18 protein-coding genes are annotated in these 20,462 nt (G+C 68.6%); 9 read left to right on the top strand and 9 right to left on the bottom strand.

Annotated elements, in window-relative coordinates; all coding sequences use genetic code 11:
* Positions 1 to 99: 99 nt before the first annotated feature.
* The 4 genes from HEB94_RS44555 (at position 100) to HEB94_RS44540 (ending at position 3,655) form a co-directional block, all read left to right on the top strand.
* Positions 100 to 858: a cupin domain-containing protein gene (locus tag HEB94_RS44555; protein WP_192755429.1), complete on the top strand. Its 759-nt coding sequence runs from the start codon at positions 100 to 102 to the stop codon at positions 856 to 858.
* Positions 859 to 997: 139 nt separating this feature from the next.
* Entirely contained in the window at positions 998 to 1,705 is a 708-nt protein-coding gene (locus HEB94_RS44550) for an iron-dependent transcriptional repressor DtxR (RefSeq protein WP_238363155.1), read from the top strand.
* A 58-nt stretch (positions 1,706 to 1,763) separates the two neighbouring features.
* On the top strand, positions 1,764 to 2,864 hold the full coding sequence (locus HEB94_RS44545; RefSeq protein ID WP_192755428.1) for a hypothetical protein: 1,101 nt from the start codon (positions 1,764 to 1,766) through the stop codon (positions 2,862 to 2,864).
* Entirely contained in the window at positions 2,861 to 3,655 is a 795-nt protein-coding gene (locus tag HEB94_RS44540) for a methyltransferase domain-containing protein (RefSeq protein ID WP_192755427.1), read from the top strand. Before HEB94_RS44545 ends, HEB94_RS44540 begins: the two co-directional genes overlap by 4 nt.
* A gap of 253 nt (positions 3,656 to 3,908) precedes the next feature.
* On the opposite strand, the gene HEB94_RS44535 is transcribed toward HEB94_RS44540, so the two are convergent.
* Together HEB94_RS44535 and HEB94_RS44530 are read right to left on the bottom strand one after the other, a co-directional pair.
* Positions 3,909 to 4,682: a transposase gene (locus tag HEB94_RS44535; RefSeq protein ID WP_192750141.1), complete on the bottom strand. Its 774-nt coding sequence runs from the start codon at positions 4,680 to 4,682 to the stop codon at positions 3,909 to 3,911.
* Between the two features lie 60 nt (positions 4,683 to 4,742).
* A complete protein-coding gene (locus tag HEB94_RS44530) occupies positions 4,743 to 5,834 on the bottom strand; it encodes a LacI family DNA-binding transcriptional regulator (RefSeq protein WP_192755426.1) in 1,092 nt (363 codons plus the stop codon).
* A 153-nt stretch (positions 5,835 to 5,987) separates the two neighbouring features.
* Here HEB94_RS44530 and HEB94_RS44525 point away from each other — a divergent pair, with 153 nt between their 5' ends.
* Complete coding sequence (locus tag HEB94_RS44525; RefSeq protein WP_475554915.1) at positions 5,988 to 9,221, top strand: family 78 glycoside hydrolase catalytic domain; 3,234 nt, start codon at positions 5,988 to 5,990, stop codon at positions 9,219 to 9,221.
* 60 nt (positions 9,222 to 9,281) lie between these two features.
* Here HEB94_RS44525 and HEB94_RS44520 read toward each other — a convergent pair whose 3' ends face one another.
* A complete protein-coding gene (locus HEB94_RS44520) occupies positions 9,282 to 9,596 on the bottom strand; it encodes a winged helix-turn-helix domain-containing protein (protein ID WP_337918405.1) in 315 nt (104 codons plus the stop codon).
* 310 nt (positions 9,597 to 9,906) lie between these two features.
* Between HEB94_RS44520 and HEB94_RS44515 the strand changes: the two genes are divergently transcribed.
* A complete protein-coding gene (locus HEB94_RS44515) occupies positions 9,907 to 10,671 on the top strand; it encodes a nucleotidyltransferase domain-containing protein (protein WP_192755424.1) in 765 nt (254 codons plus the stop codon).
* Here HEB94_RS44515 and HEB94_RS44510 read toward each other — a convergent pair.
* On the bottom strand, positions 10,637 to 11,458 hold the full coding sequence (locus HEB94_RS44510; RefSeq protein WP_337918404.1) for a methylenetetrahydrofolate reductase: 822 nt from the start codon (positions 11,456 to 11,458) through the stop codon (positions 10,637 to 10,639). The two genes, HEB94_RS44515 and HEB94_RS44510, sit on opposite strands and share 35 nt — an antisense overlap.
* Positions 11,459 to 11,841: 383 nt before the next feature.
* Here HEB94_RS44510 and HEB94_RS44505 point away from each other — a divergent pair, with 383 nt between their 5' ends.
* Together HEB94_RS44505 and HEB94_RS44500 are read left to right on the top strand one after the other, a co-directional pair.
* Positions 11,842 to 12,522: a ThuA domain-containing protein gene (locus HEB94_RS44505; RefSeq protein WP_337918403.1), complete on the top strand. Its 681-nt coding sequence runs from the start codon at positions 11,842 to 11,844 to the stop codon at positions 12,520 to 12,522.
* Entirely contained in the window at positions 12,507 to 13,607 is a 1,101-nt protein-coding gene (locus HEB94_RS44500; RefSeq protein ID WP_192755422.1) for a Gfo/Idh/MocA family protein, read from the top strand. Before HEB94_RS44505 ends, HEB94_RS44500 begins: the two co-directional genes overlap by 16 nt.
* Before the next feature lie 126 nt (positions 13,608 to 13,733).
* Here the strand turns inward: HEB94_RS44500 and HEB94_RS53995 are convergent, their stop codons facing one another.
* The 3 genes from HEB94_RS53995 to HEB94_RS44485 are packed head-to-tail and all read right to left on the bottom strand — an operon-like array spanning position 13,734 to position 17,183.
* Positions 13,734 to 14,681 carry a carbohydrate ABC transporter permease gene (locus HEB94_RS53995; protein WP_337918402.1) on the bottom strand — a complete coding sequence of 316 codons (948 nt, stop codon included), beginning with the start codon at positions 14,679 to 14,681 and terminating at the stop codon, positions 13,734 to 13,736.
* Between the two features lie 10 nt (positions 14,682 to 14,691).
* Positions 14,692 to 15,660, bottom strand: a complete 969-nt coding sequence (locus tag HEB94_RS44490; RefSeq protein WP_192755421.1) for an ABC transporter permease — start codon at positions 15,658 to 15,660, stop codon at positions 14,692 to 14,694.
* On the bottom strand, positions 15,657 to 17,183 hold the full coding sequence (locus tag HEB94_RS44485; RefSeq protein ID WP_192755420.1) for an extracellular solute-binding protein: 1,527 nt from the start codon (positions 17,181 to 17,183) through the stop codon (positions 15,657 to 15,659). The genes HEB94_RS44490 and HEB94_RS44485 overlap by 4 nt, the downstream gene beginning before the upstream one ends.
* Positions 17,184 to 17,501: 318 nt before the next feature.
* Here HEB94_RS44485 and HEB94_RS44480 point away from each other — a divergent pair, with 318 nt between their 5' ends.
* Positions 17,502 to 17,837 (top strand): LuxR C-terminal-related transcriptional regulator, encoded by a 336-nt coding sequence (locus tag HEB94_RS44480; protein ID WP_202896871.1) that lies wholly within the window; start codon positions 17,502 to 17,504, stop codon positions 17,835 to 17,837.
* A 255-nt stretch (positions 17,838 to 18,092) separates the two neighbouring features.
* On the opposite strand, the gene HEB94_RS44475 is transcribed toward HEB94_RS44480, so the two are convergent.
* Both HEB94_RS44475 and HEB94_RS44470 read right to left on the bottom strand, forming a co-directional pair.
* The gene (locus HEB94_RS44475; protein WP_192755419.1) at positions 18,093 to 19,352 is read right to left on the bottom strand and encodes an alginate lyase family protein; all 1,260 of its coding nucleotides are present in this window, start codon (positions 19,350 to 19,352) and stop codon (positions 18,093 to 18,095) included.
* 229 nt (positions 19,353 to 19,581) lie between these two features.
* Positions 19,582 to 20,460: a carbohydrate ABC transporter permease gene (locus tag HEB94_RS44470; protein ID WP_192755418.1), complete on the bottom strand. Its 879-nt coding sequence runs from the start codon at positions 20,458 to 20,460 to the stop codon at positions 19,582 to 19,584.
* Positions 20,461 to 20,462 lie beyond the last annotated feature (2 nt).

The raw sequence follows: 20,462 nt of genomic DNA, 5'->3' as shown, positions 1-20,462 counted from the left end.
AGGTTCGCTGGACCAAGGAACGCACCCGCCGCAAGCGGACGCGCGACCGGCGGAAGGCGGCAGAGCGAGGCGCCACACGCCAGGGTTCCTCCTGACCTCATGGAGCCGCTGGTCCGCCCGCGCGGCGTTCTGGGGCACTTTCCCGGCGGTACGGCGATCTCGCGTATCCACATCTACGACTGGCCCACGGTCGACGGCCTGCGTGGCGGCGCGCCGCACGTGCACCTTCTGTGTACGGAGGGTTACGTCGTCGTCGGCGGTTCCGGCCGGCTCCAGACGCTCGGACCGGACGGCTACGCCGAGACACCGCTGCGCCCCGACGAGATCGTGTGGTTCACCCCTGGCGTCATCCACCGGGCGGTCAACGACGGCGACCTGGACATCCTGGTCGTGATGCAGAACGCCGGCCTCCCCGAGGCCGGCGACGCGGTCCTGACGCTGCCGCCGGAGTTCCTGGCCGACGCCGAGGCCTACGCCGGGCAGGTCCGGCTGAGCTCGCCCACGCGGATGGCCACCCAGGACGAGCAGGTCGCCCGGCGACGCCGCGACCTCGCCGTCGAGGGGTTCCTCGCCCTGCGCGAGCGGGTCGAGGCCGAGGGGCCCGAGGCCGGGCTCGCCGACTTCTACGCCGCCGCCCGGCGGCTGGTCGAACCGCGGCTGTCGAGCTGGCACGAACGCTGGGAACGCGGTCCACTCGCCGCCGCGCGGGAGTCCGGTCGGCAACTCGCGGCGCTCGTCGACGGCGACACCGGCCACCTCGGTGCCGGTGGCGTCTTCGGGCTGGCCGCGCCCAGGTACGACCGATATGGCATGTGTGGGCGGTTGTCGGCCTATGATGCGGAGCCCGAGCGCCGCTAGCTCCTGCCACGGCGCACCCGCCAGCGTTTGCCCTTTTTGCCCGCGACCAGCTTCGGACGTCGCCGCGTATCCTTTGGGCAGGCAGACCTTAGAAGGAGCACAGGGCGTGAGCCACAGCGAACTCATCGACACCACGGAGATGTACCTCCGCACCGTGTACGAACTCGAGGAGGAGGGCATCGTTCCGCTGCGTGCCCGAATCGCTGAGCGGCTCCAACAGTCCGGCCCGACCGTGAGTCAGACGGTGGCCCGGATGGAGCGCGACGGCCTGCTGACGGTCCAGGGCGACCGTCATCTCGAGCTCTCCCCGAAGGGCCGGGTCCTCGCCACCCGGGTCATGCGCAAGCACCGGCTGGCCGAGCGGCTGCTGGTCGACGTGATCGGCCTCGACTGGGAGCTGGTGCACGTCGAGGCCTGCCGCTGGGAGCACGTGATCTCCGACGACGTCGAGCGCCGCCTGGTGCAGATCCTCGGCGAGCCGACGACCTCTCCCTACGGCAACCCCATCCCCGGGCTGGACGAGCTCGGGGTGACCGGCAACGTCGAGGACTTCCTCGAGGGCGTCGAGTCGCTCGACCAGGTGGCGACCAGCCTCGCGGGCACGGGTGACGACACCAAGGTCGTCGTCCGCCGCATCAGCGAACCGCTGCAGAAGTCCCCCGAGCTGATGGAGGTGCTGCGGCGGGCGGGTGCCCTTCCAGGTCAGGTGATCACGGTGATCCCGGCCCAGGGCGGGGTCCGGCTCAGCGGTGTCGACGCCGCGGGTCCGGTCGCCGACGACGGGCAGGGCGAGACGGCCGAGATCTCCGTGACCGACGCCGGCCACATCTTCGTCAAGCGGATCTGACGCGAGCCGTCTGACCAGGAACGCGCCCAGACGGCTCGACCGGAGGATCGCTGCCCCTGTGGAGAACTCTGCCCAACGCGCGCTGGGCGTCGTCCGGGCGCTCCTGTCCGACTACCGCTTCGGCGGCGTCGCCAGCGTGGTGCACGTGCTCGACGTTCCGGCTGCGGTGTGTGGCCGGGTGGAGGCGCTGGCGCTGGCGGGTGAGCGGCTGCTCGACCTCGACGCGGAGGACTTCGATCTGATCGCCGCCGACCGGGCGCTGCCCGAGGAGGTGGTCGCGCCGGTGCGGGCGGCGCAGTTCCCGCGGGCGCCGAACGACGCTGACCGTGGTTCGCTGCGCTCGCTCGGCCCGCTGTACTCCCTGATGCTGGAGGCGATGGACATCCGCTGGCGGCGCCGGGAGCCGGTGCACGCGGTGGTCCTGCTGCACCTCATCGCGGAGTACTTCCCGCTCCTCGCGTGGGAGGGCGTTCTGGGCCATGCGGGCGACCCGCGCGAGCTCACGAGGTTCGTCCAGATCGAGGACAGCAGGTGGGGCCGACGCGACCCCGCGTGCGGCCACAACTCCGCACAGCGCAGCGCCGCCCAGCGGATCGGTACCGCCATGCGCGGTGACGCGGACAGCTGGGACGCCTACCTCGACCGGTTCCACTCCCGCACCGCCGACGCCCTGGCCCGTTGCGCGTCCCATCCGGTCGAGGGCCGACCGCCGCTCGAGGGTGTCTGCCGGCAGCCCTGCACCGTGTGGACGCAGCTGCCCCAGGACGTCCGGTTGGACCTCGGCGCCCGGGTCCAACTCGCGCGGATGTACGCCGAGAGCCCGGTCGTCGCGTTGCGCCATCACGCGCCCGTCGGCCACTTCTTCGGCGTGCCGGCGCCCGGGGAGATCACCCAGGCCTGGCAGCGCTCCTGGGCACGGCTGGCCCGGCCCTGGCGCGACGGAGCGAACCCACTCAAAACGGCCGAAGATGCGGACGGACTCGATCCGCCCTACGCTGGAACGGCCCGAGGAGTCGAGGTACTCCCAGGGCTCCGTGAGCTGGTGAGCGCGGTGGCCGGCCGTCCGATCGAGACGGGTTCGGTGCTGCGGACCATCCGAGACAGCATTCTCGACGCGCTCGCGTTTCCCCCTCACGCCAAGGAGGCTCGCACGCCGTGACCTGGGAGTGGCCTGGCTACCTGGACGAGTTCCACGCCCGCCACGCCGGTCGTACCGAGGACCTGCTCGCGCGCTGCACGGCTGGTGATCTCACGCCTTACGGCTGGGTCCTTCGGCCGGTCGCCGGTCGGGGGCGTCGGGTCCTCGACGTCGCGTGTGGCAGCGGCGCGGTCGCAGGCGAACTGCATCTCGAGGACGCCCCGGACGAGCCGAGCGGCAAGCCCCTCGTCGTGGGGATCGACCGGTCGCTGGCCGAACTCCGGGCCGCTCGCGACCGCCACCACGCGCAGGTCCTGTGCGCCGACGCCACCCGGCTGCCCTTCGAAGCGGGGTCCTTCGACGCCGTGGTGTGCTCGATGGGCCTGATGGTCATCCAGCCGATCGAGGAGGCCCTCGCCGAGGCGGCGCGGGTCCTTCGCTCCGGTGGCATGTTGTCGGCGACCGTGGCGTCGGCCGTGCCGCTGCGGCCGAGCGACGTGCTCGTGCTGGGCCCGCTGACCGCCCGGCTGCGAACCCCGCCGCGCTTCCCCGGTGGGGCGGAGCTCACCGGGCTCGGCGGCCTGTTGGAGCGCGCCGGGTTCGACGTGTTGGAGGACGCGCGGGAGCGCTTCGCCTTCCGGGTCCGTTCGGCGGACGACGCCGCGCTGCTGGTCGACGCGCTCTATCTGCCAGACGCCACGGACGAACGCCGTGAAGCCGCGGCCGGCTGGCTCACCGAGCGGGCAGAAGGCCGCGCGGAGGGCGTCGAGGTCGCCATCCCGATCCGGCGCGTCCTGGCGATGCGGCACTGACCTGTCCGCCTGTGCCGTACCGGGCCGTCCGCGCCTATCGGGGCTGGTCGTTCCTGAGGTACGCCGCCGCAGACCCGTGCCTCGGCACACATCGAAAGCGGGGGCAAGTTCTGGTTGACGCTCGAACCGAACCGGGTCGAACGGGCCCTGCCAAGCCGTCCTTGACAGCTTCGCTCGAAGCGAACCTAAAGGTTGTCCCGTAATGATCTTGTGGCGTGCTGGGGTTGGGCGGGTCGACCGTGGGTGTGGTGGTTCAGTCGGTGGTGAGGGTGAGGTTGCGCATGAGGGCGATACCTGAGGTGGCGTAGTAGACGCCTTGGCGTTTGCGTCGGCAGTTGCGCAGGATGTTCCAGTTCTTCATGCCGGCCAGGGCGTGTTCGGCTCGGGCGCGGATGCGGCGGTGGCGGGTGTTGATCTGTTCTTTCCATTCCGGCAACGTGGCGCCGGCTGGTTTGCGGAACGGTGTGATGACCCGGGTGCCTTGGTAGCCGCCATCGCCCATCACGGCCATCTGGGCACAGGCGGCATCGGCGCCAGAGTCGAGGAAGGCGCGGCAGTCGTTGCGGTTGCCCGGCACCGGTTTGCCGACCGTGACCGTCAGGCGGGTGTCGGCGTCGATGACGACCTGCAGGTTGGTGGAGTACCGGTAGTTCTTCGACGACGCCGCGATGCTGCGGTCATGGGTGGGGACCAGGGTGCCGTCCACGATCAGCACCTGCTCCGGCCCCCGGCGGCGCCGCAGCGGCGAGAGCACCAGATACGGAGCGAGGTGGTCGACCACGCGGCCCGCGGCGGACTTGGAGATCCCGAACAGCAACGCCACCTGCCGCAACGTCAGGTTCGTGCGGTAGTAGACCGCGACCAGCAACACCCGGTCCTCAAGTCCCAGCCCCCACCGGCGGCCCGCACCTGTCTGCTCGGCGCCACGAGCCCGCACGATGCCCACCAGCTTGCGGAACTGCCGCACCGACAACCCCGTAAACGGTGGAATCCAGCCATCCGAGGAAGCACTGATCACCTGCACCACGACATGGTCAACCCCGACCGGCGGGTCTACCGACCCGACACGCCGATTACGGGACAACCTTTAGGGTGCGTCTCCCAAATCCCGCGCCTGGATGGGACCGCTGGACTCCCGGACGACGAGCTCAGGCTGGAACAACACCTGCTCGTGCCGGTGCCGGCCGCGCACCCGAGCCTCCGCGAGCAACAGGTCGGCCGCGGCCCGGCCGATCTGGTAGCGCGGCTGCCGGATGGAGGTCAACGGAGTGGAGAGGACGGCCGCGAACTCCACGTCGTCGTAACCCACCACCGAAACGTCGTCCGGCACGCTCAGCCCGCGCTGGCGAAGTCCCCGCAGGACGCCGAGGGCGGTGAGGTCGTTGACGCAGACCACGGCGGTCACCGGTTCGGATCGGTCCAGGAGCCGGTTGAGGCCCTCCTCGCCGCCGGCGGCGTTCAGGGAGCTCACCGTCACCTCGACGAGCGAACTGGAAATCTGCAGACCCGCGGCCCGCAGCGCCTTGCGGACGCCCTTACGACGGTCGGCGCACTGCCGAATCTTCGTCGACCCGTTCATCAGCGCGATCCGCCGGTGGCCGAGTGACACCAGGTGGGCGGCCGCGAGTTCGCCGCCGCGTACGTCGTCGACGGCAACCGAGCACATCGTCGCGCCCGGACTCGTCCGGTCGAGCAGGACGACGGCGGTGCCGCGTCCTCTCGCCTGGTCGAAAGGGCTGAGGTCGTCCTCGGCCGGACTGACCAGGACGCCTCGCACACCCTGCTCCTCGAGCAACCGCAGATAGCGGCGTTCGCGTTCGGGGCTCTCGTCGGAACTCGCGAGGATCAGGATGTGGTCGTCCTCGGCCAGGCGATCCTCGATGCCACGCGCGACGTCGGTGAAGAAGGGATTGGAGATGTCGAGGACGATAGCTCCGACGGCGTGACTGGTGCCGGCCCGGAGTTGACGCGCGGAGCCGTTGCGGACGAATCCGAGTGTCGCGATAGCGGCCTCGACCTTGCGGCGGGTCTCCTCGGCCACGAGTGAGGGTTTGTTGAGCACGTTGGAAACCGTGCCGACCGACACACCGGCCAATTCGGCCACGTCACGAATGCTCTGCCGGCGGGTCGGTGCCGGTGCACGCGAGGTACGGCCAACTCCCTGGACGGTCGCCGCCATGATGCACCCTCCGCGAGATAGAACGAGGAGCCCCACACGTGAACCTGGGTAGGGAATCCAGAATAGAGACCTTGACAGCCTCCAGCGCCGACAATAGCGTCACTCGCGCTAATCTTGAAAGGTTTCACCGCCCAATCAACGGACGGATTCCACGTGGACGAAACCACCGAACCGCTTCGGCCCCATGATCTTGTGACCGAACGCACCCGTGACCCTTTGGGGATCGACGAACCCACGCCGTTATTGGCCTGGAGGCTGACCGGTTCCGGTCGTGAACGCGCGCAGACTGTCTATCAGGTGCGTGTTTTCGAGCCTTCGGCGGGTTCTGCGCCGATCGTCCCGACGTCGGCGCAGGATTCCGCCGTCGTGTGGGACTCCGGCGTCGTCGAGTCCGCGCAGTCGGTCGACGTGCCCTACGCCGGTCCGCCTTTGGCCGCCCGCCAACGGTACGCCTGGGCGGTACGGATCAGCGACGAGGCTGGTCGCGACTCGGGCTGGAGTGAACCCGCCGAGTTCGAGGTCGGTCTGCTCGGCGAGTCCGACTGGCAGGCCGAACGTTCCGCCGCGTGGATCGGATCGCCCCGCGAGCGGGACCTCGAGGACGTCGTGTCCCTGGACTACGCCGGCCGGCCGCACCAGATCGAACGCATCTGGGTGTCGACGTCGCCCGGATCCGCCGCCACGTCCACGACCTCCTCGACGGCGTACTTCCGGACCCGCTTCGAGGTTCCCGCCGACCATGCCGTCGTACGTGCCCGTCTCGTCGCCGACGCCGGCGCGGCGCAGCTGCGCGCCTTCGTCAACGCGCGACAGGTGCCCGTCGACGGGACGGACGTCGGTGTCACCGGCGCTGTCCAGCCCGGCGTCAACGTGCTCGCCGTCGATGTGGAGGGTTCTCCCGAGGCGACCGAACCGCCCGGGCTCGCCCTGCGACTCGACGTCGAAACCGCGGACGGCCCGACCGTCGTGGTGACAAGCGACGACAGGTGGCTTTGTCGACCCGCGCGCGAGGACGGCTGGGCGGCTCCCGGCCACGACGACGCGCGGTGGTCGCTCGCGCAGGCGTTCGGCCTGCACGGCAACGCGCCACACGGGCGCTCCCCGCGGAGCTACCGGCCGAGCCCCTACCTCCGCAAGGCGTTCACCAGCCCCTCGCCGGTGCGCCGCGCACGCCTCTACGCCACCGCCCTCGGCGTCTACGAACCGCGGCTCAACGGCGCCCGCGTCGGCACCGACCGGTTCGCGCCCGGCTGGACCGACTACGCGCAGCGCTTGCCGTACCAGACCTACGACGTCACCGACCTCGTCACCGCGGGCGCCAACGTCCTCGGCGCGGTGCTCGCCGACGGGTGGTACGCCGGCAACGTGTGCTGGTTCGGCCCGTTCCACTACGGCCGGCGGCGGCTCTTCCGTGCCCGGCTGGAGATCGAGCACGTCGACGGCTCGCGCACCCTCCTCACCACCGACGACTCGTGGCGTGCCGGTGAGGGCGCGACGAGGTACGCCGACCTGCAGAACGGCGAGGTGGTCGACGCGCGGCTGGAACCAGCGGGCTGGGACCGGGCGGACTTCGACGACCACGCCTGGCCGCAAGCTGTCGTTGACATACCCGAGCACGGACCGCTGGAGGCACAGGTCGCGCCCGCGATCCGCGTCAAGGAGACCTTGCCCGCGGCGGAGGTCAGTCGTCCCCGTCCCGGTGTGCACCTGGTCGACTTCGGGCAGAACCTCGTCGGCTGGATCCGGCTCCGGGTCCGCGGCGATGCCGGTACCCGCCTGCTCGTCCGGCACGCCGAGGTGCTCGACCACCAGGGCGGGCTTTACGTCGACGCGCTCCGCGAGGCGCGGGCGACCGACGAGTACATCCTGGCCGGAGATCCCGACGGCGAGATCTTCGAACCCCGCTTCACCGTGCACGGCTTCCGGTTCTGTGAGGTGCTGGGCTACCCCGGCGAGCTTGACGCCGCCGACATCACCGCCCAGGTCGTCTACGCCGACATGGAGCAGATCGGCACGCTGGAGACGTCCGATCCGCGCCTGAACCAGCTGCAGCACAACATCGTCTGGGGGCAACGCGGCAACTTCCTCAGCGTTCCGACGGACTGCCCGCAGCGTGACGAGCGGCTCGGCTGGACCGGCGACGCCCAGGTCTTCGCCTCGACCGCGGCGTACAACTACGACGTCCGGTCCTTCCTGCGCAAGTGGCTGCGCGACCTGCGCGACGGCCAGCTACCCGACGGTGGGGTGCCGCACGTGGCGCCCGACGTCCTGACCCCACAGTCGTTCGCGATGGGCGGGGACGGCCGTGCGGCGGTCGGGGCGGCAGGCTGGGGCGACGCGATCGCCATCGTCCCCTGGGAGGTGCTTCGGGCCTACGGCGACCGCAGGATCGCCGCGGAGAGCCTCGGTGCCGTCAACTCCTGGTTGCACTACCTCGAGACCAACAGCACCGACCTGGTGCGCCCGGCGGAGGGCTTCGCCGACTGGTTGGCGCCGACTCCGACGCCCAAGGACCTCGTGGCGACGGCCTTCTTCGCCTACGCCGCGCAGGTCGCCACGGCGCTGGCGAACGAGCTGGACCGCGCCGACGACGCCGCGCGGTGGGAGAAGCTCTACGCCCGCGTACGCACGGCGTTCCGGGAGCGATACGTCCGGGGCGGCGGCAGGGTGGTGTCGGGGACCCAGACGTCCTACGTCCTCGCGTTGCACTTCGGCCTGCTCGAGCCGGAGGAGGAGCCCCTCGCCGCCAGTCGGCTCGTCGAGGAGATCGCCTCGCGCAACTGGCACCTCGCGACCGGTTTCCTCGGGACGCCGTACCTCCTGCCCGTACTCTCGCGGTTCGGGTATGAGGAGGTGGCCTTCCGGCTGCTCACGCAGGACACGTTCCCGTCGTGGCTGTATCCCGTCGTCCATGGAGACGCGACCACGATGTGGGAGCGCTGGGACTCCTGGAGCGACTCTCGTGGCTTCCAGGATCCGGGCATGACGTCGTTCAACCACTACGCCTACGGCGCCGTGGGGGAGTGGATGTACCAGACGCTGGGCGGCATCGCACCGGGATCGCCGGGCTACCGCCAGGTCGTGGTGCGTCCGCGGGTCGGTGGTGGACTCACCTGGGCGCGGGCGTCGTTGGAGACGGCGTACGGTCAGGTCGCGACCCACTGGCGGGTCGCCGATGGTGTCTTCGCGTTGGACGTCACGGTGCCGGCGAACGTCACCGCCGAGGTCTGGTTGCCCGCCACCGACGTGGCGAGCCTGACCGAGGGTGGCCGCGCGGTCGGTGACGTCGACGGCGTGACCGTGGTGCGGTCGGAGGGCAACGAGGTCGTGGTCCGGATAGGGTCGGGAACCTATGCCTTCGTGACGCCCGCCGAGCCGTCCCGTTGATCAGGCCGGTGACGATCAGCGCGGTGTGTGCGGGTGGAAGGGCCGCACCAGCACGTGCCGTCAGCGTGCGGCGGCCGCGCCGCGGGGGATCCGCAGCGTGTAGCCGACACCGCGGATGGTGTGGATGAGCTTCGGGTCGTGGACGTCGATCTTGCGGCGCAGGTAGCTGATGTAGGACTCGACGATGCGGCTGTCACCACCGCACTGGTAGTCCCAAACTCGGTCCAGGATCTGTGACTTGCTCACTACTTTTTCGGCATTGATCAGGAGGTAACGGAGCAGGTTGAACTCGGTCGGGGAAAGCCGCACAGCTTCGCCGCGCCGGCGAACCTCGTGCGCGTTCTCGTCGAGCTCCAGGTCGGAATAGGTCAACACCTCGGGTCCCTCATGGTCGGGCGATGAAGCGGATACGCCCGGAGCTTCGCCTGTGAACCTGAGAGCGACCTGTGATTTGCTCCAAGGGTTGGGAAGGTTTCCCGATCCGCGGTCAGTTTGGCGCGCCCTCATCCCAGCAGCTGGAACCATCCACGCGCCGGATGCGTCCCAGCCGCGCGAGACGTCTGTACGCCCGGACCACGCTTCGACGTCGAGGGGGCACTCAGCCGGAGACGGTCGAGTGCCCCAGTGCGACGAACTGGTACCCCTGCGCGACGGGGTGGGCGAGGACGATCGAGGAGGCCGCGCCATGGGCGAACGCACCTGGCATTCGGACGCGCTGTGTGAGATCGCGGCGGCGGCCGCTTCCGACCGGGCGGTCAGCGAGCTGTGGGTGCACGGCTCGGCGGCCACCGGGGACCTGGACGAGTGGAGTGACCTCGACGTCGCCCTGGTCGTGCCGGTCGAGGACGTTCACAAGGTCGCGAGCCCCGACTGGCTGGGCTTCCTCGGGCACGCCTGGACCTACCAGGCGACCGAGCGCGACGGAGGCGCCGGGGTTCGCGTGGTCTACCGCGACGGCCGCTGGGTCGATCTCCTCGCGGTCTCCGAGTCCGAGGCGCTTCCTGCGGTGCGTCGCCAGGTCGTGCTCCCCGATTCCCCGACCGGACGCGTCACCGGTACGGCCGAGGCGTTCCGGCTTCCCGAGCTTCCCGCGCAGATCTACGACTTCCGGTTCACCGCCGCGCTGGCGGTCGTCAAGGACGCCCGGGACGACCTGTTGATGGGCGGCCACCTCGCGCTGCAGCTGCCCCGCGCGTGCCTGGAGCTCGCGATGCTGCTGCGGGACCACGAGATGGGTACGACTCACCACCGTCACGGTGGGCCGGGCAACGAGGTGCTCGAACGCGTGCTCGACCTGATTCCCGAGGAGGACTCGGGTCGAGACAGCGTGCTCGACCTGGTCGACGCCTCCGCCGGTCTCTTCGACGATCTCGCCGCGCAGGTCTGGCCCGACTACGCCTCCGACTGGGCCGGACTCACGGTGCTCCTCGACCGCGCCCGCGCTCGGTGAACCATTCGGCGACCGGTCGGAAGCGCACGCCCGTGACGAGGTGCACCCCGTCGAACGCGCCACTCTCCCGGATGCGCTCCACCTGTTCGCAGGCCGCCTCGACGCCGGCCAGCTTGTCCTGACCGACCCGCCGGATCAGCTCCTCCGGAATGTCGATGTCGGGGATCGCTGCGGCGAGCCGGCGGGCCATCCCCTCGCTCGCGAGCACCATCACACCGGCGAAGACCGGGCAGTCCAGGCGCTGCGCCTCCCGCCAGCGCAGGAGGTCCTCGACGGAGAAGTTCACCTGGGCGAACACGAAGTCGGCCGCGCGCTTCCAGGCCGGCAACCGGCCAGGCCCGGCGGCCACCCCGGCGCGGAAGTTGGCGCCGCGCAGCGCGGGCTCCTCGGCCAGGGCGCCGACCTCCTCCAACATGGCGCGGACGGTCAGGTCGCTGGCGCGGTTACCCGAAGTCGGCTTGTCGCCGTAGACGAACACGAACCGCTCCACGCCGTACGCCGCCGCGGTCAGCAGGTCACGCCGCAGGCCGAGCAGGTTGCGGTCGCGGGAGTTCAGGCAGGCGATCCCCGGCGCTCCGGCGCGCTGGATCTCGTGCGCGACGGCCACGCTGGAGATCGTGGCGCGGCCGAGGTGGTTGTCGGGCGCGAGGAAGGCGTCGGCCACCGGTGCCAGCACCTCGATCTGCCGACGGATGTGGCCGAGGTCGGGACGAGTCGGCGGCTCGACCTCGCACACCAGCTCGAAGGGGCGTGGCGAGGGGAGCGGGTCGATGGACGTTGCGGACACGCCGCCAGCCTAGAGCCTGTCCGATGTCGCGAGGTGAAGCGTGAGCGCGTCGTGACGAGGAGAACGCCGGCAGCGACAGCGCCGGGCCTCGGCGCGTGAAGGCGCCGCCATCACCCTGCCGTACCTGACCCCGTTGATGCCCCAACCACCCTCCAGCGCCAGCCCACCAAGACGCCGCGCCCCCGTGACGCGCGGGTCGCCGACGGGGCCCGGCGCACCCGCCGTCCGCGCGCCACGCTGGGTCACTCCGTTGGCAACCTCCGGACACCGCTGGCGCACGGCTTCTCACATGCTGAACGCGGTGGGGGTTGCCGTTGCCCTGCGTGACACAGGGTCCTACCGTCATGGCTGACTTGGGCTCGTACAGGAGGGGCGTGACGCCCGTGACAACACCCACACAGACGCCCGGCTCGCGCCGCGCACTGGTCGTCCGGGGAGGCTGGGACGGCCACGTCCCGGTCGAGTCGACCGATCGCTTCATCCCGTTCCTCCAGGAGAGTGGCTTCACCGTCGAAGTGTCCGACACGCTCGACTCCTACCTGGATGCCGACCTGCTCGCCGCGACCGACCTGATCCTGCAGATCTGGACCATGGGCGAGATCACTCCCGAACAACGCAAGGGGCTCGACGCGGCGGTCCGCGCCGGCACCGGCCTCGCCGGCTGGCACGGCGGCATCGCCGACGCCTTCCGCGCCGACCTGGAGTACAACTTCATGGTCGGTGGGCAGTTCATCTGCCACCCGGGCGGCTTCGTCGACCACGAGGTCGAGGTCGCGGCCGACCGGGCCGACCACCCGATCGTGCAGGGCATCGAGCGGTTCGCCGTCCACACCGAGCAGTACTACGTGCACGCCGACCCGAGCATCGACGTCCTCGCGTCCACGACGTTCGCCGCGCACCCGGACTACCCCTGGATCGACGGCGTCACGATGCCGGCCGTTTGGACCAAGCCGTGGGGATCCGGACGGGTCTTCGTGTGTACGGTCGGTCACAAGCTTGACGACCTCGACACCCCCGAGGTCCGCACCGTCATCGAGAGAGGACTTCTATGGGCGAGCCGCTGAAGGTGGGCGTCGTCGGTATCGGCACGATCAGCAAGGCCTACTTCGAGCACATGGCCAAGCTGTCCAACGTCAAGGTGGTCGCCGCGGCGGACCTCGACGTCGCGCGGGCGAAGTCCGCTGCCGACCAGTACTCCGTTCGGGCGCTCACGCCCGACGAGCTGTACGCCGACGACGACGTTGACGCCGTGCTCAACCTCACCATCCCGGCGGCACACGCCTCGGTCGCGCTGGCCGCGCTGAACGCCGGCAAGCACGTCTACGGCGAGAAGCCGCTCGCCGCGACCCGGCAGGAGGCTCGCCCCCTGCTGGAGGTGGCCAAGCAGGCGGGCCTGCGGATCGGCTGCGCGCCCGACACCGTCCTCGGCACCGGCACGCAGACCGCTCGGGTCCTGCTCGACCGTGGCGACATCGGCGTACCCACCGCGGCGACGGCGTTCTTCGTGAGCCCGGGCCCGGAGCCGTGGCACCCGGACCCCGAGTTCTACTACAAGCCAGGTGGCGGCCCGCTGCTCGACATGGGCCCCTACTACCTCAGCTCGCTGGTCAACCTGCTCGGCCCGGTCGCACGGGTGACCGGTCGGGTCGGCCGCGCCCGCCAGGAGCGGACCGTGGGCAGTGGGCCCAAGCAGGGAACGACGTTCACGGTCGAGGTCGACACCCACATCACCGGCGTTCTCGAGCACGAGTCCGGCGTCCTCACCACCGTCGTCACGAGCTTCGACGTGTGGGGAGCGAAGCTGCCGCGCATCGAGGTCTACGGCAGCGAGGGTTCGCTGTCGGTGCCCGACCCCAACACCTTCGCCGGTGAGGTCGCGGTCCTCAGCGCGGGCAGCAAGGAGTGGACGGTCGCTCCGGTGTCCGGCGGCTACGCCGACTCCGGTCGTGGCTTCGGCCTCGGCGACATGGCTCGCGCGATCCAGAACGGCACCTCGCACCGCGCCAACGGCGACCTCGCCTTCCACGTCCTCGACGTGATGGAGTCGCTGCTCGAGTCCGGCGCCAAGGGTGGCGCGCCGGTCGAGGTGGAGAGCACGGTCGAGCGGCCGGAGGCCGTGCCCGAGGGCGCGACCCCCGACGTCGCCTGACGTTTTCGTCGTCCGAAGGACCCCTGCCACGAGCTTTTCGTGGCAGGGGTTCTTCTGTTTCGGGCCGCGATGGTGGGCCCGCGAGCCAGCCGTGATGCGGGGGGCCCGGGAGCGATCAGCCTCTGACTAGCCCTTGACCGCGCCGAGGATGATGCCCTTGACGAAGTAGCGCTGGAGGAACGGATAGGCCAGCAGCACCGGCACGATGGAGAAGATGATCGTCGCCGCGCGAATGTTGTCGGCCGAGACGACGATCTTCTGCAGGTCCTGGTTCGGTGCGTTGCCGCCGCCCATGCCCAGCATGCTCTGGTCGATGATGATCGACCGCATGACCACCTGCAGCGGCCACTTCGAACTGTCGGTGAGGAAGAACAGTCCGGTGAAGAAGTCGTTCCAGTGGGCGACGGCGTAGAACAACCCGATCGTGGCGATCACCGGCTTCGACAGGGGGAGCACGATGTGCCACAGGACCTGCAGGTCCGACGCTCCGTCGATCCGGGCCGACTCCTCGATCTCGGCGGGCAGGCTCCAGAAGAAGTTGCGCATCAGGATGAGGTTGAACGGCGAGACGAGCCCGACGATGATCAGCACCCAGATGCTGTTGATCAGCCCGAGGCCCTTGAGCAGCAGGTAGGTCGGGATCAGCCCGGCGCCGAACAGCATCGGGACGATCACCAGCCACATCAGGAAGCGGTAGCCGGGAATGTAGGTCTTCGACAGCCCGTACGCCGCGGTGGTGGTGAAGAAGAGGTTCAACGCCGTACCCACCACGGTGACGAAGACCGTGATGCCGAACGACCGCATCAGCACCGGCGTCTCGAAGATGTAGAGATAGGCCTCCATCGTGAGCGACGTCGGCCAGAGCATCAGCGGGTTGCCGGCGATCGAGGCGCTGGTGCTCAGCGACCGAGCCAGGATGTTGACCATCGGCAGCACGGTCACCAGACCGAGAACCACCAGCACCACGTGGATGATCAGGTCGCCCCACCACGGGTTGCGGTCGAGATGGGACCGGCGGGGCACGGCCTCCTCGGACCGGACGAGTTCTGCTTCCGACGTCGACGGCGTACTCACGACGGCCTCCTCACCAGATGGACCGCTGACCCATGCGGCGCAGGACGTAATTGGCGGTGACGATCATGACCAGGCCCACGACGCCCTTGAACATGCCGACGGCGGTGGCGAGCTCGAACTGCGCGTCGAGCAGGCCGACCCGGTAGACGTAGGTGTCGATGATGTCGCCGACCTCGAGCACGGCGCCGTTTTGGAGCTGGAAGATCTGGTCGAAGCCGGCGTCGAGCATGCTGCCGAGGGAGAGCACCAACAGGACCGCCATCACCGGGCGCAGACCGGGCAGGGTGACGTGCCAGATCTGGCGGAGCTTGCCCGCACCGTCGACCCGGGCCGCCTCGTAGAGTTGCTGGTCGATACCGGACAACGCGGCGAGATAGATGATCGCCCCCCAGCCGAACTCCTTCATGACACCGGTGATCACCACCACCGAGCGGAAGGTGTCGGGATTGGTGAGGAAGTTGATCCGGTCGTCGCCCGCACCGACGAGGAGGGTGTTGACCATTCCGGTCGGCCCGAGAATGTTGACCACGATGCCGGCGAAGACCACCCAGGAAAGAAAGTGCGGGAAGTACGTCACCGTCTGGATGCTGCGCTTGAACCACATCCGGCGTACTTCGTTGAGCAGCAACGCGAAGATGATCGGCACGGGAAAGCCGAAGATGATCCGGTAGAAGCTGATCAGCAACGTGTTCTGGATCAGCTGCGGAAACTTTTCCGAGCCGAACATCGTCTGGAAGTGCTCGAACCCCACCCACGGGCCTTCCCACATACCGCGGAAGACGCGGTAGTCCTTGAACGCGATCTGCAACCCGATCATCGGCAGGTAGGCGAAGATCACGAAATAGATGATGGTCGGAGCGATGAGCGCGTAGATCCACCGGTAGCGCCAGACGTCGTGGGCCGTACGCCGGAGGCGTCCTCCAGCCGCTGGGCGCGCTGGCGCCACCGTGGCGCCAGCCGGTCGCCGGACCGTCGTCATCGCGGAATGTAGTTCGGCTTCGACCTGTCCTTCTGCGCGGCGTTGACCTCGCGGATGATGTCGTCACCGCCCGCGGCCCGCCACTTCGCCACGGCCTGTTGCCAGTCGGCCCGGGTGACGTCGTGGTTCATGATCGTGCTCTCGGTGACCCGTTGGAGGTAGTCCTCGAAGAGTTGGGTGCCCTTCTTGTCCTCCGTGGCCGAACGGGCGGTCGGGTCCCGGTAGTCGGGGTAGTCCTTGGCGGTGTAGGCGTCGAACTTCCCCCGGATGTAGTCGAACCGGTCACCGACGCCCGCCGACTGGAAGCCGAGCTGCATCTGGTTCCAGTCCAGCTTCTCGCTGAACGGGGAGAGGAAGCTCAACGGCTCGACCTGCGGACCCTGGTACGACTTCTCACGCTCCGTGTCCGGGATCGGCGTCTTCGTAGCGCCCGTCGTGCGATAGGTCTTGCCCTCGATGCCCCACCGCCGGAAGTCCGCGCCGTCGGTCAGGGTCCAGTTGAGGAAGCGGAAGAAGCCGTCGGGATCCTCCATCTCGGCCGAGACGTAGAAGCCCCGGTCGACCGGGAAGACGGTCCGCGTCCCGCCGAGGTCCCCGAGCGGCGAGACGACTCCCACCTTCCCGGCGGGGTCGACTGCTCGCAGCTCAGAGGCGATGTCAGGGAACGCGGCCCAGTTCTCCAGCGCCATGACGGCCTTGCCCGCCTTGAACTTGTCGGTCGAGAAGTTCGGCTCCTTGTTGACGCCGTAGTCGGGGTCGAGCAGCCCGCGTTTGTGGAGATCCTGCAACCAGAAGTAGACGTCGACTTCCTTGTCCTTGGTGAACCACGGCACGAGCTGGTCGGGGTCGTCCGCCGAGGGCTCCCAGCCGTTCATGCTGGTGCCGAACGACGTGGCGAGATCCTTGGCGTGCCATTCGTAACCCATCGTGAACGGCACCATCGTGGGATAGTCCGTCTTCAACTTCTGGAGAGTCGAGACGAGATCGTCCAGGGTCTTCGGCTCGGCCAGGCCGGCCTTCTCGAAAAGGTCCTCGCGGTAGAAGAGGAAGAACGGAACCTGTGGCCAGATGAGGTTGGGCAGGAAGTAGGTGTCGCCCTTGTCGTCGGCCAGGATCTTCCAGATGCTCGCCGGCACCGCTTCGCGGATCGCCGGGTACTTCTCGAGGTAGGCGTCGATCGGCAGGAAGGCGCCCTCGTCCTGGGCCTCCTTCCACGTCGGCGACATCGGACCCGAGCCCCAGATCACGTCGGGGATGTCGGCCGAGGCGAGGATGGTGTTGACCTTCGTGTCGTAGTCGACGACCGGGATGATCTGGACGTCGACCTGGACCTTCCCGCGCTTCTCCAGCTCCTTCTCGTAGGGCCCGTCCTTGGTGTAGGTCGCCGGACCCCAGGTCGGCCGCAGGTAGGAGAACCGCGTGACGCCGTCACCGGATCCCTCGCCGTCACCTCCGCCACCGGCGCACGCGGCCGTTCCGACAAGTGCGAGAAGTGCGGCAGCCAGGGCCGCTCGACGCCTCATCCGCCCCATGAACAGGCCCCTCTCCTCGCTGGCGAACGTTTACCGCGCTGAAGATCACACCTAGTAGAGGAGTCGTGATCGGACCGTGTCAAGCAAATTTCGTAACCGTCCTGATGCGGACGGTTAACAATGAGCTCACTGTGCGCGATGGGGCGTCACTGACAGTTCATGCTGTGCGCGAAGATGTCGCGAACAGCCTGCGTCCGACCGTTGACTAGGCGGTGCCGCGCCCGTACCTTAGGTGGACATTGAAACGACTCAGGCCGCTTCTTTTTACACGGGGTTAACGCGCAGGGTACGGGGTCAACGCGAAGGCGGATGGGCATGTCAGATCTCAGCCATGGCGTAGTGAGGGCACTCCGACCGGCTGGTGTGGCCGCCGAAGGGATGTACGGCGCACCGGCTGTCACCACGACGCATCACACCGTTCCAAGTCACGTCACGACGACGACTGATCTCAGGCGACGCGTGACAGACGACGAGATCAGGCTCCTGGCACTGCTGGCTGACGGGCTTCCTGTGGAAGCTATTGCGCGTCGGCTAGCGCTTTCCGACCGGACAGTTCGCAGGCGCTCTCGGGCGCTTTGCGACCGGCTCGGGGCTCGGGCGCCAATTCAGGTCGTCGCATGGGCGGCGCGGAACGGGTTGATCTAGTCCGGTCCTCCATGCCCGGCGAGTCGGTGCGCAATGAAGCGCCCCGGCCCACCGGCATCCATCTCCCGTTGAAAGGGTCTCCGTCCTTTCCCGTTCAACGGGTTTTCCTTGGGTGAATCCTGGCGGGCTACAGCCCGACCGCATAGTCGGATCACACCGTGAATTTGTCTTTCCGTGTCGGCCGGGTCCTTACCAGGACCCGGCCGATCGGCATGTCTGGGCTTTACGTGATCGTCCCCGGCTAGATCGTCGAGCTTACCTTCTTCCGGAGAGCAGTGCCTGGGACGATCCGCGGGGCTGTGGATTGTCGGCGTGGGTGAGTGTCTCCCAGGCGAGGAAGTAGTTGGCCCCGGTCGGACGCAGTTTGGTCTCGATCAGCTGTCGCGTCTGCGGGAGCGCCACGCCACGACGATTGTGGTAGTGGTTGTAGCTGATCTCCAGTGTCGGACCGAGCCCCGGCTTGACCGTTCCACCACACAGCCAGGCCGGCGGTTGCGCACCGAGGTCGTACTTCGCGTGGAACTCCAGCGCCCGCGTCATCCGCTCCTGCACCTCCGCGTAGAGGTCGAGGCCCTGGATCCAGGCGGTCTCGGCGACGTGTGACGCCGCCTCGAAGCCCCATCCGGTGTGGCTGAAGTCCCGGCAGGTCTCCTGGGCCAGGCCCGCGACGAAGGTGGTCTGTCCCTGCCAGTAGCGGATGATCTCCTCGGGTGTGTCCTTGGTGCCGTTCGGTGGTGGGACCGGAAGCGGACCGTCTTCGGGGAGGTAGATGTAGGCCGGCACCCGGGCACGCCACGTGTTCACCGCGCGGTCGAAGGTGGCGCGGTCGTCCAGGAAGACCGCGATCCCGACCGCGGCGTCCATCATGATCAGCTCCCAGTTGCCGTTCTTGTCCGGGGCGCCGTCGATGATCTCTGGGAGGTAGACCGTGCGGAGCATCCGCTCGAACCGCTCCACGTCCGCGGCCGGCCAGCCGCGGTAGGTGTGACGGACGAGTTCGGCCGTCCGCGACCAGGACGCGCCGGACCATCCGGTCTGCAACGGCGCGTTGCTGTTGGTGTGGTCGGTGATCGTCGCCGACCACGCATCCATGATCTCGATCGCCTTCTCGGCGTAGCGCTCGTCCCTGGTGAGGTACCACATGAGCGCGTCGGTGTAGGCCGCCAACGCGTCGTTGCGCTCGTCGGTGCAGCCGAGGTTGGGGTTGGAGCTCGAGCCGCACTCGACCACCGCCCAGGGCTTGGGTGTCCAGTCGAGCGCCGCGTAGGTGCTGGCTCGCATCTGCGCGTACGCCGAGGTCCACGGCTCGGCGCCACGCGCCAGTTGGCGGCGCACGTAGTCCAGTTGCGGACGGGTGACCAGAACGCCCGGGTGCCGAAAGTCCGAGGCCTGGGTCGTGACGGCCGCCGCCGCTGGTGGTGACAGCGAACCTGCCTCGGTGAGCAGGGCGGTCGCCACCAGGGCCGACAGTGCCATCAGCGTGGCCACGAGCCGCCGTGTTCTTCCGCTACTCATCCACGACCTCCGTCGGGAGAGACATCAGTTGGACCCGCAAGTGTGGAACCGGCGACAGTGGTCGGCAAGCGCTTACCCACGGAATCGACCAGACCGGCCAGCGTCGACGCGGGCACACCTCGGGCACCTCGGGCGGCCGTGGGGCAGGTGGACGCCGAAACGCCCGGCCGAGGAGGCTTCGGCCAGGCGCTTCGACGTAGCCAGCGACCCGCTGGCGGCTGGGTGGGAACTACCCCTTGACGCCGGTGAGGGTGATCCCCTGGATGAAGGTGCGTTGGGCGAAGAAGAACACCACGATCACCGGGATGACCACGACGGTGCTGGCGGCCATCAACGGACCGAACTGTGAGCTGTACTCGCTACGGAAGAAGGTGAGGCCGAGGGAGAGGGTGTAGCTGTCGGCGTCGCTGAGGTAGATCAGCGGGCCGAGCAGGTCGTTCCAGGAGTTGAGGAACTGGAACAGCGCCACCGCCGCCAAGGCGGGCTTGGCGAGCGGCAGGATGATCCGCCAGTAGATGACAAGCTCGTTGGCGCCGTCCATCCGCGCCGACTCCGACATCTCCCTGGGAATGCTCAGGAAGAACTGCCGGAGCAGGAAGATGTAGAAGGGCACCCCGAAGAAGTGCGGCACGATCAGCGGCAGGTAGGTGTCGGTCCACCCGAGGGTGCGGAACATCGTGAAGAGCGGCACCATCGTGACGTAGAACGGGATCATCATCGTGCTGAGGAGCACCACGAACAGCGGGGTGCGCCACCGCCACTCGATCCTGGCCAGCCCGTACGCCACGAACGAACTGGACAGCGCCGCGCCCACCATCGAGAACGCGCAGATCACCAGGGTGTTGAACAGATAGCGCAGGAACGGGAAGACCTGCAGTCCGGCGATGTAGTTCTCCAGCGTCAGCGTGTTCGGAAACCACACCACCGGAAACGCGTTGAGGTCGGCGCCGGTCTTCAGGGAACCGGACACCATCCAGAAGAACGGCACCATGAAGATCGCACTGGCCGCGATGAGAAACGCGTGGGAGACGATCTTCTCGGCGAGCTTGTTCCAACCGGCGCCTCGTACGGCGGGAGGGGCCTGGGCACTACGTTGTGCGACTGCCATCG

The sequence above is a fragment of the Actinopolymorpha pittospori genome, assembly GCF_014873875.1.
In the GTDB taxonomy this organism is placed as follows: Bacteria; Actinomycetota; Actinomycetes; order Propionibacteriales; family Actinopolymorphaceae; genus Actinopolymorpha; species Actinopolymorpha pittospori.
Note: the sequence above shows the minus strand (reverse complement) of the source record. Positions and strands in the feature narration are given on the sequence as shown.

Excerpts from the sequence above, each read along its gene's own strand:
- HEB94_RS44470 (WP_192755418.1), bottom strand. The coding sequence starts at position 20,460 with ATGGCAGTCGCACAACGTAGTGCCCAGGCCCCTCCCGCCGTACGAGGC.
- HEB94_RS44555 (WP_192755429.1), top strand. The coding sequence starts at position 100 with ATGGAGCCGCTGGTCCGCCCGCGCGGCGTTCTGGGGCACTTTCCCGGC.
- HEB94_RS44550 (WP_238363155.1), top strand. The coding sequence starts at position 998 with ATGTACCTCCGCACCGTGTACGAACTCGAGGAGGAGGGCATCGTTCCG.
- HEB94_RS44490 (WP_192755421.1), bottom strand. The coding sequence starts at position 15,660 with ATGACGACGGTCCGGCGACCGGCTGGCGCCACGGTGGCGCCAGCGCGC.
- HEB94_RS44530 (WP_192755426.1), bottom strand. The coding sequence starts at position 5,834 with ATGGCGGCGACCGTCCAGGGAGTTGGCCGTACCTCGCGTGCACCGGCA.
- HEB94_RS44515 (WP_192755424.1), top strand. The coding sequence starts at position 9,907 with ATGGGCGAACGCACCTGGCATTCGGACGCGCTGTGTGAGATCGCGGCG.
- HEB94_RS44475 (WP_192755419.1), bottom strand. The coding sequence starts at position 19,352 with ATGAGTAGCGGAAGAACACGGCGGCTCGTGGCCACGCTGATGGCACTG.
- HEB94_RS44500 (WP_192755422.1), top strand. The coding sequence starts at position 12,507 with ATGGGCGAGCCGCTGAAGGTGGGCGTCGTCGGTATCGGCACGATCAGC.
- HEB94_RS44480 (WP_202896871.1), top strand. The coding sequence starts at position 17,502 with ATGGGCATGTCAGATCTCAGCCATGGCGTAGTGAGGGCACTCCGACCG.
- HEB94_RS44485 (WP_192755420.1), bottom strand. The coding sequence starts at position 17,183 with ATGAGGCGTCGAGCGGCCCTGGCTGCCGCACTTCTCGCACTTGTCGGA.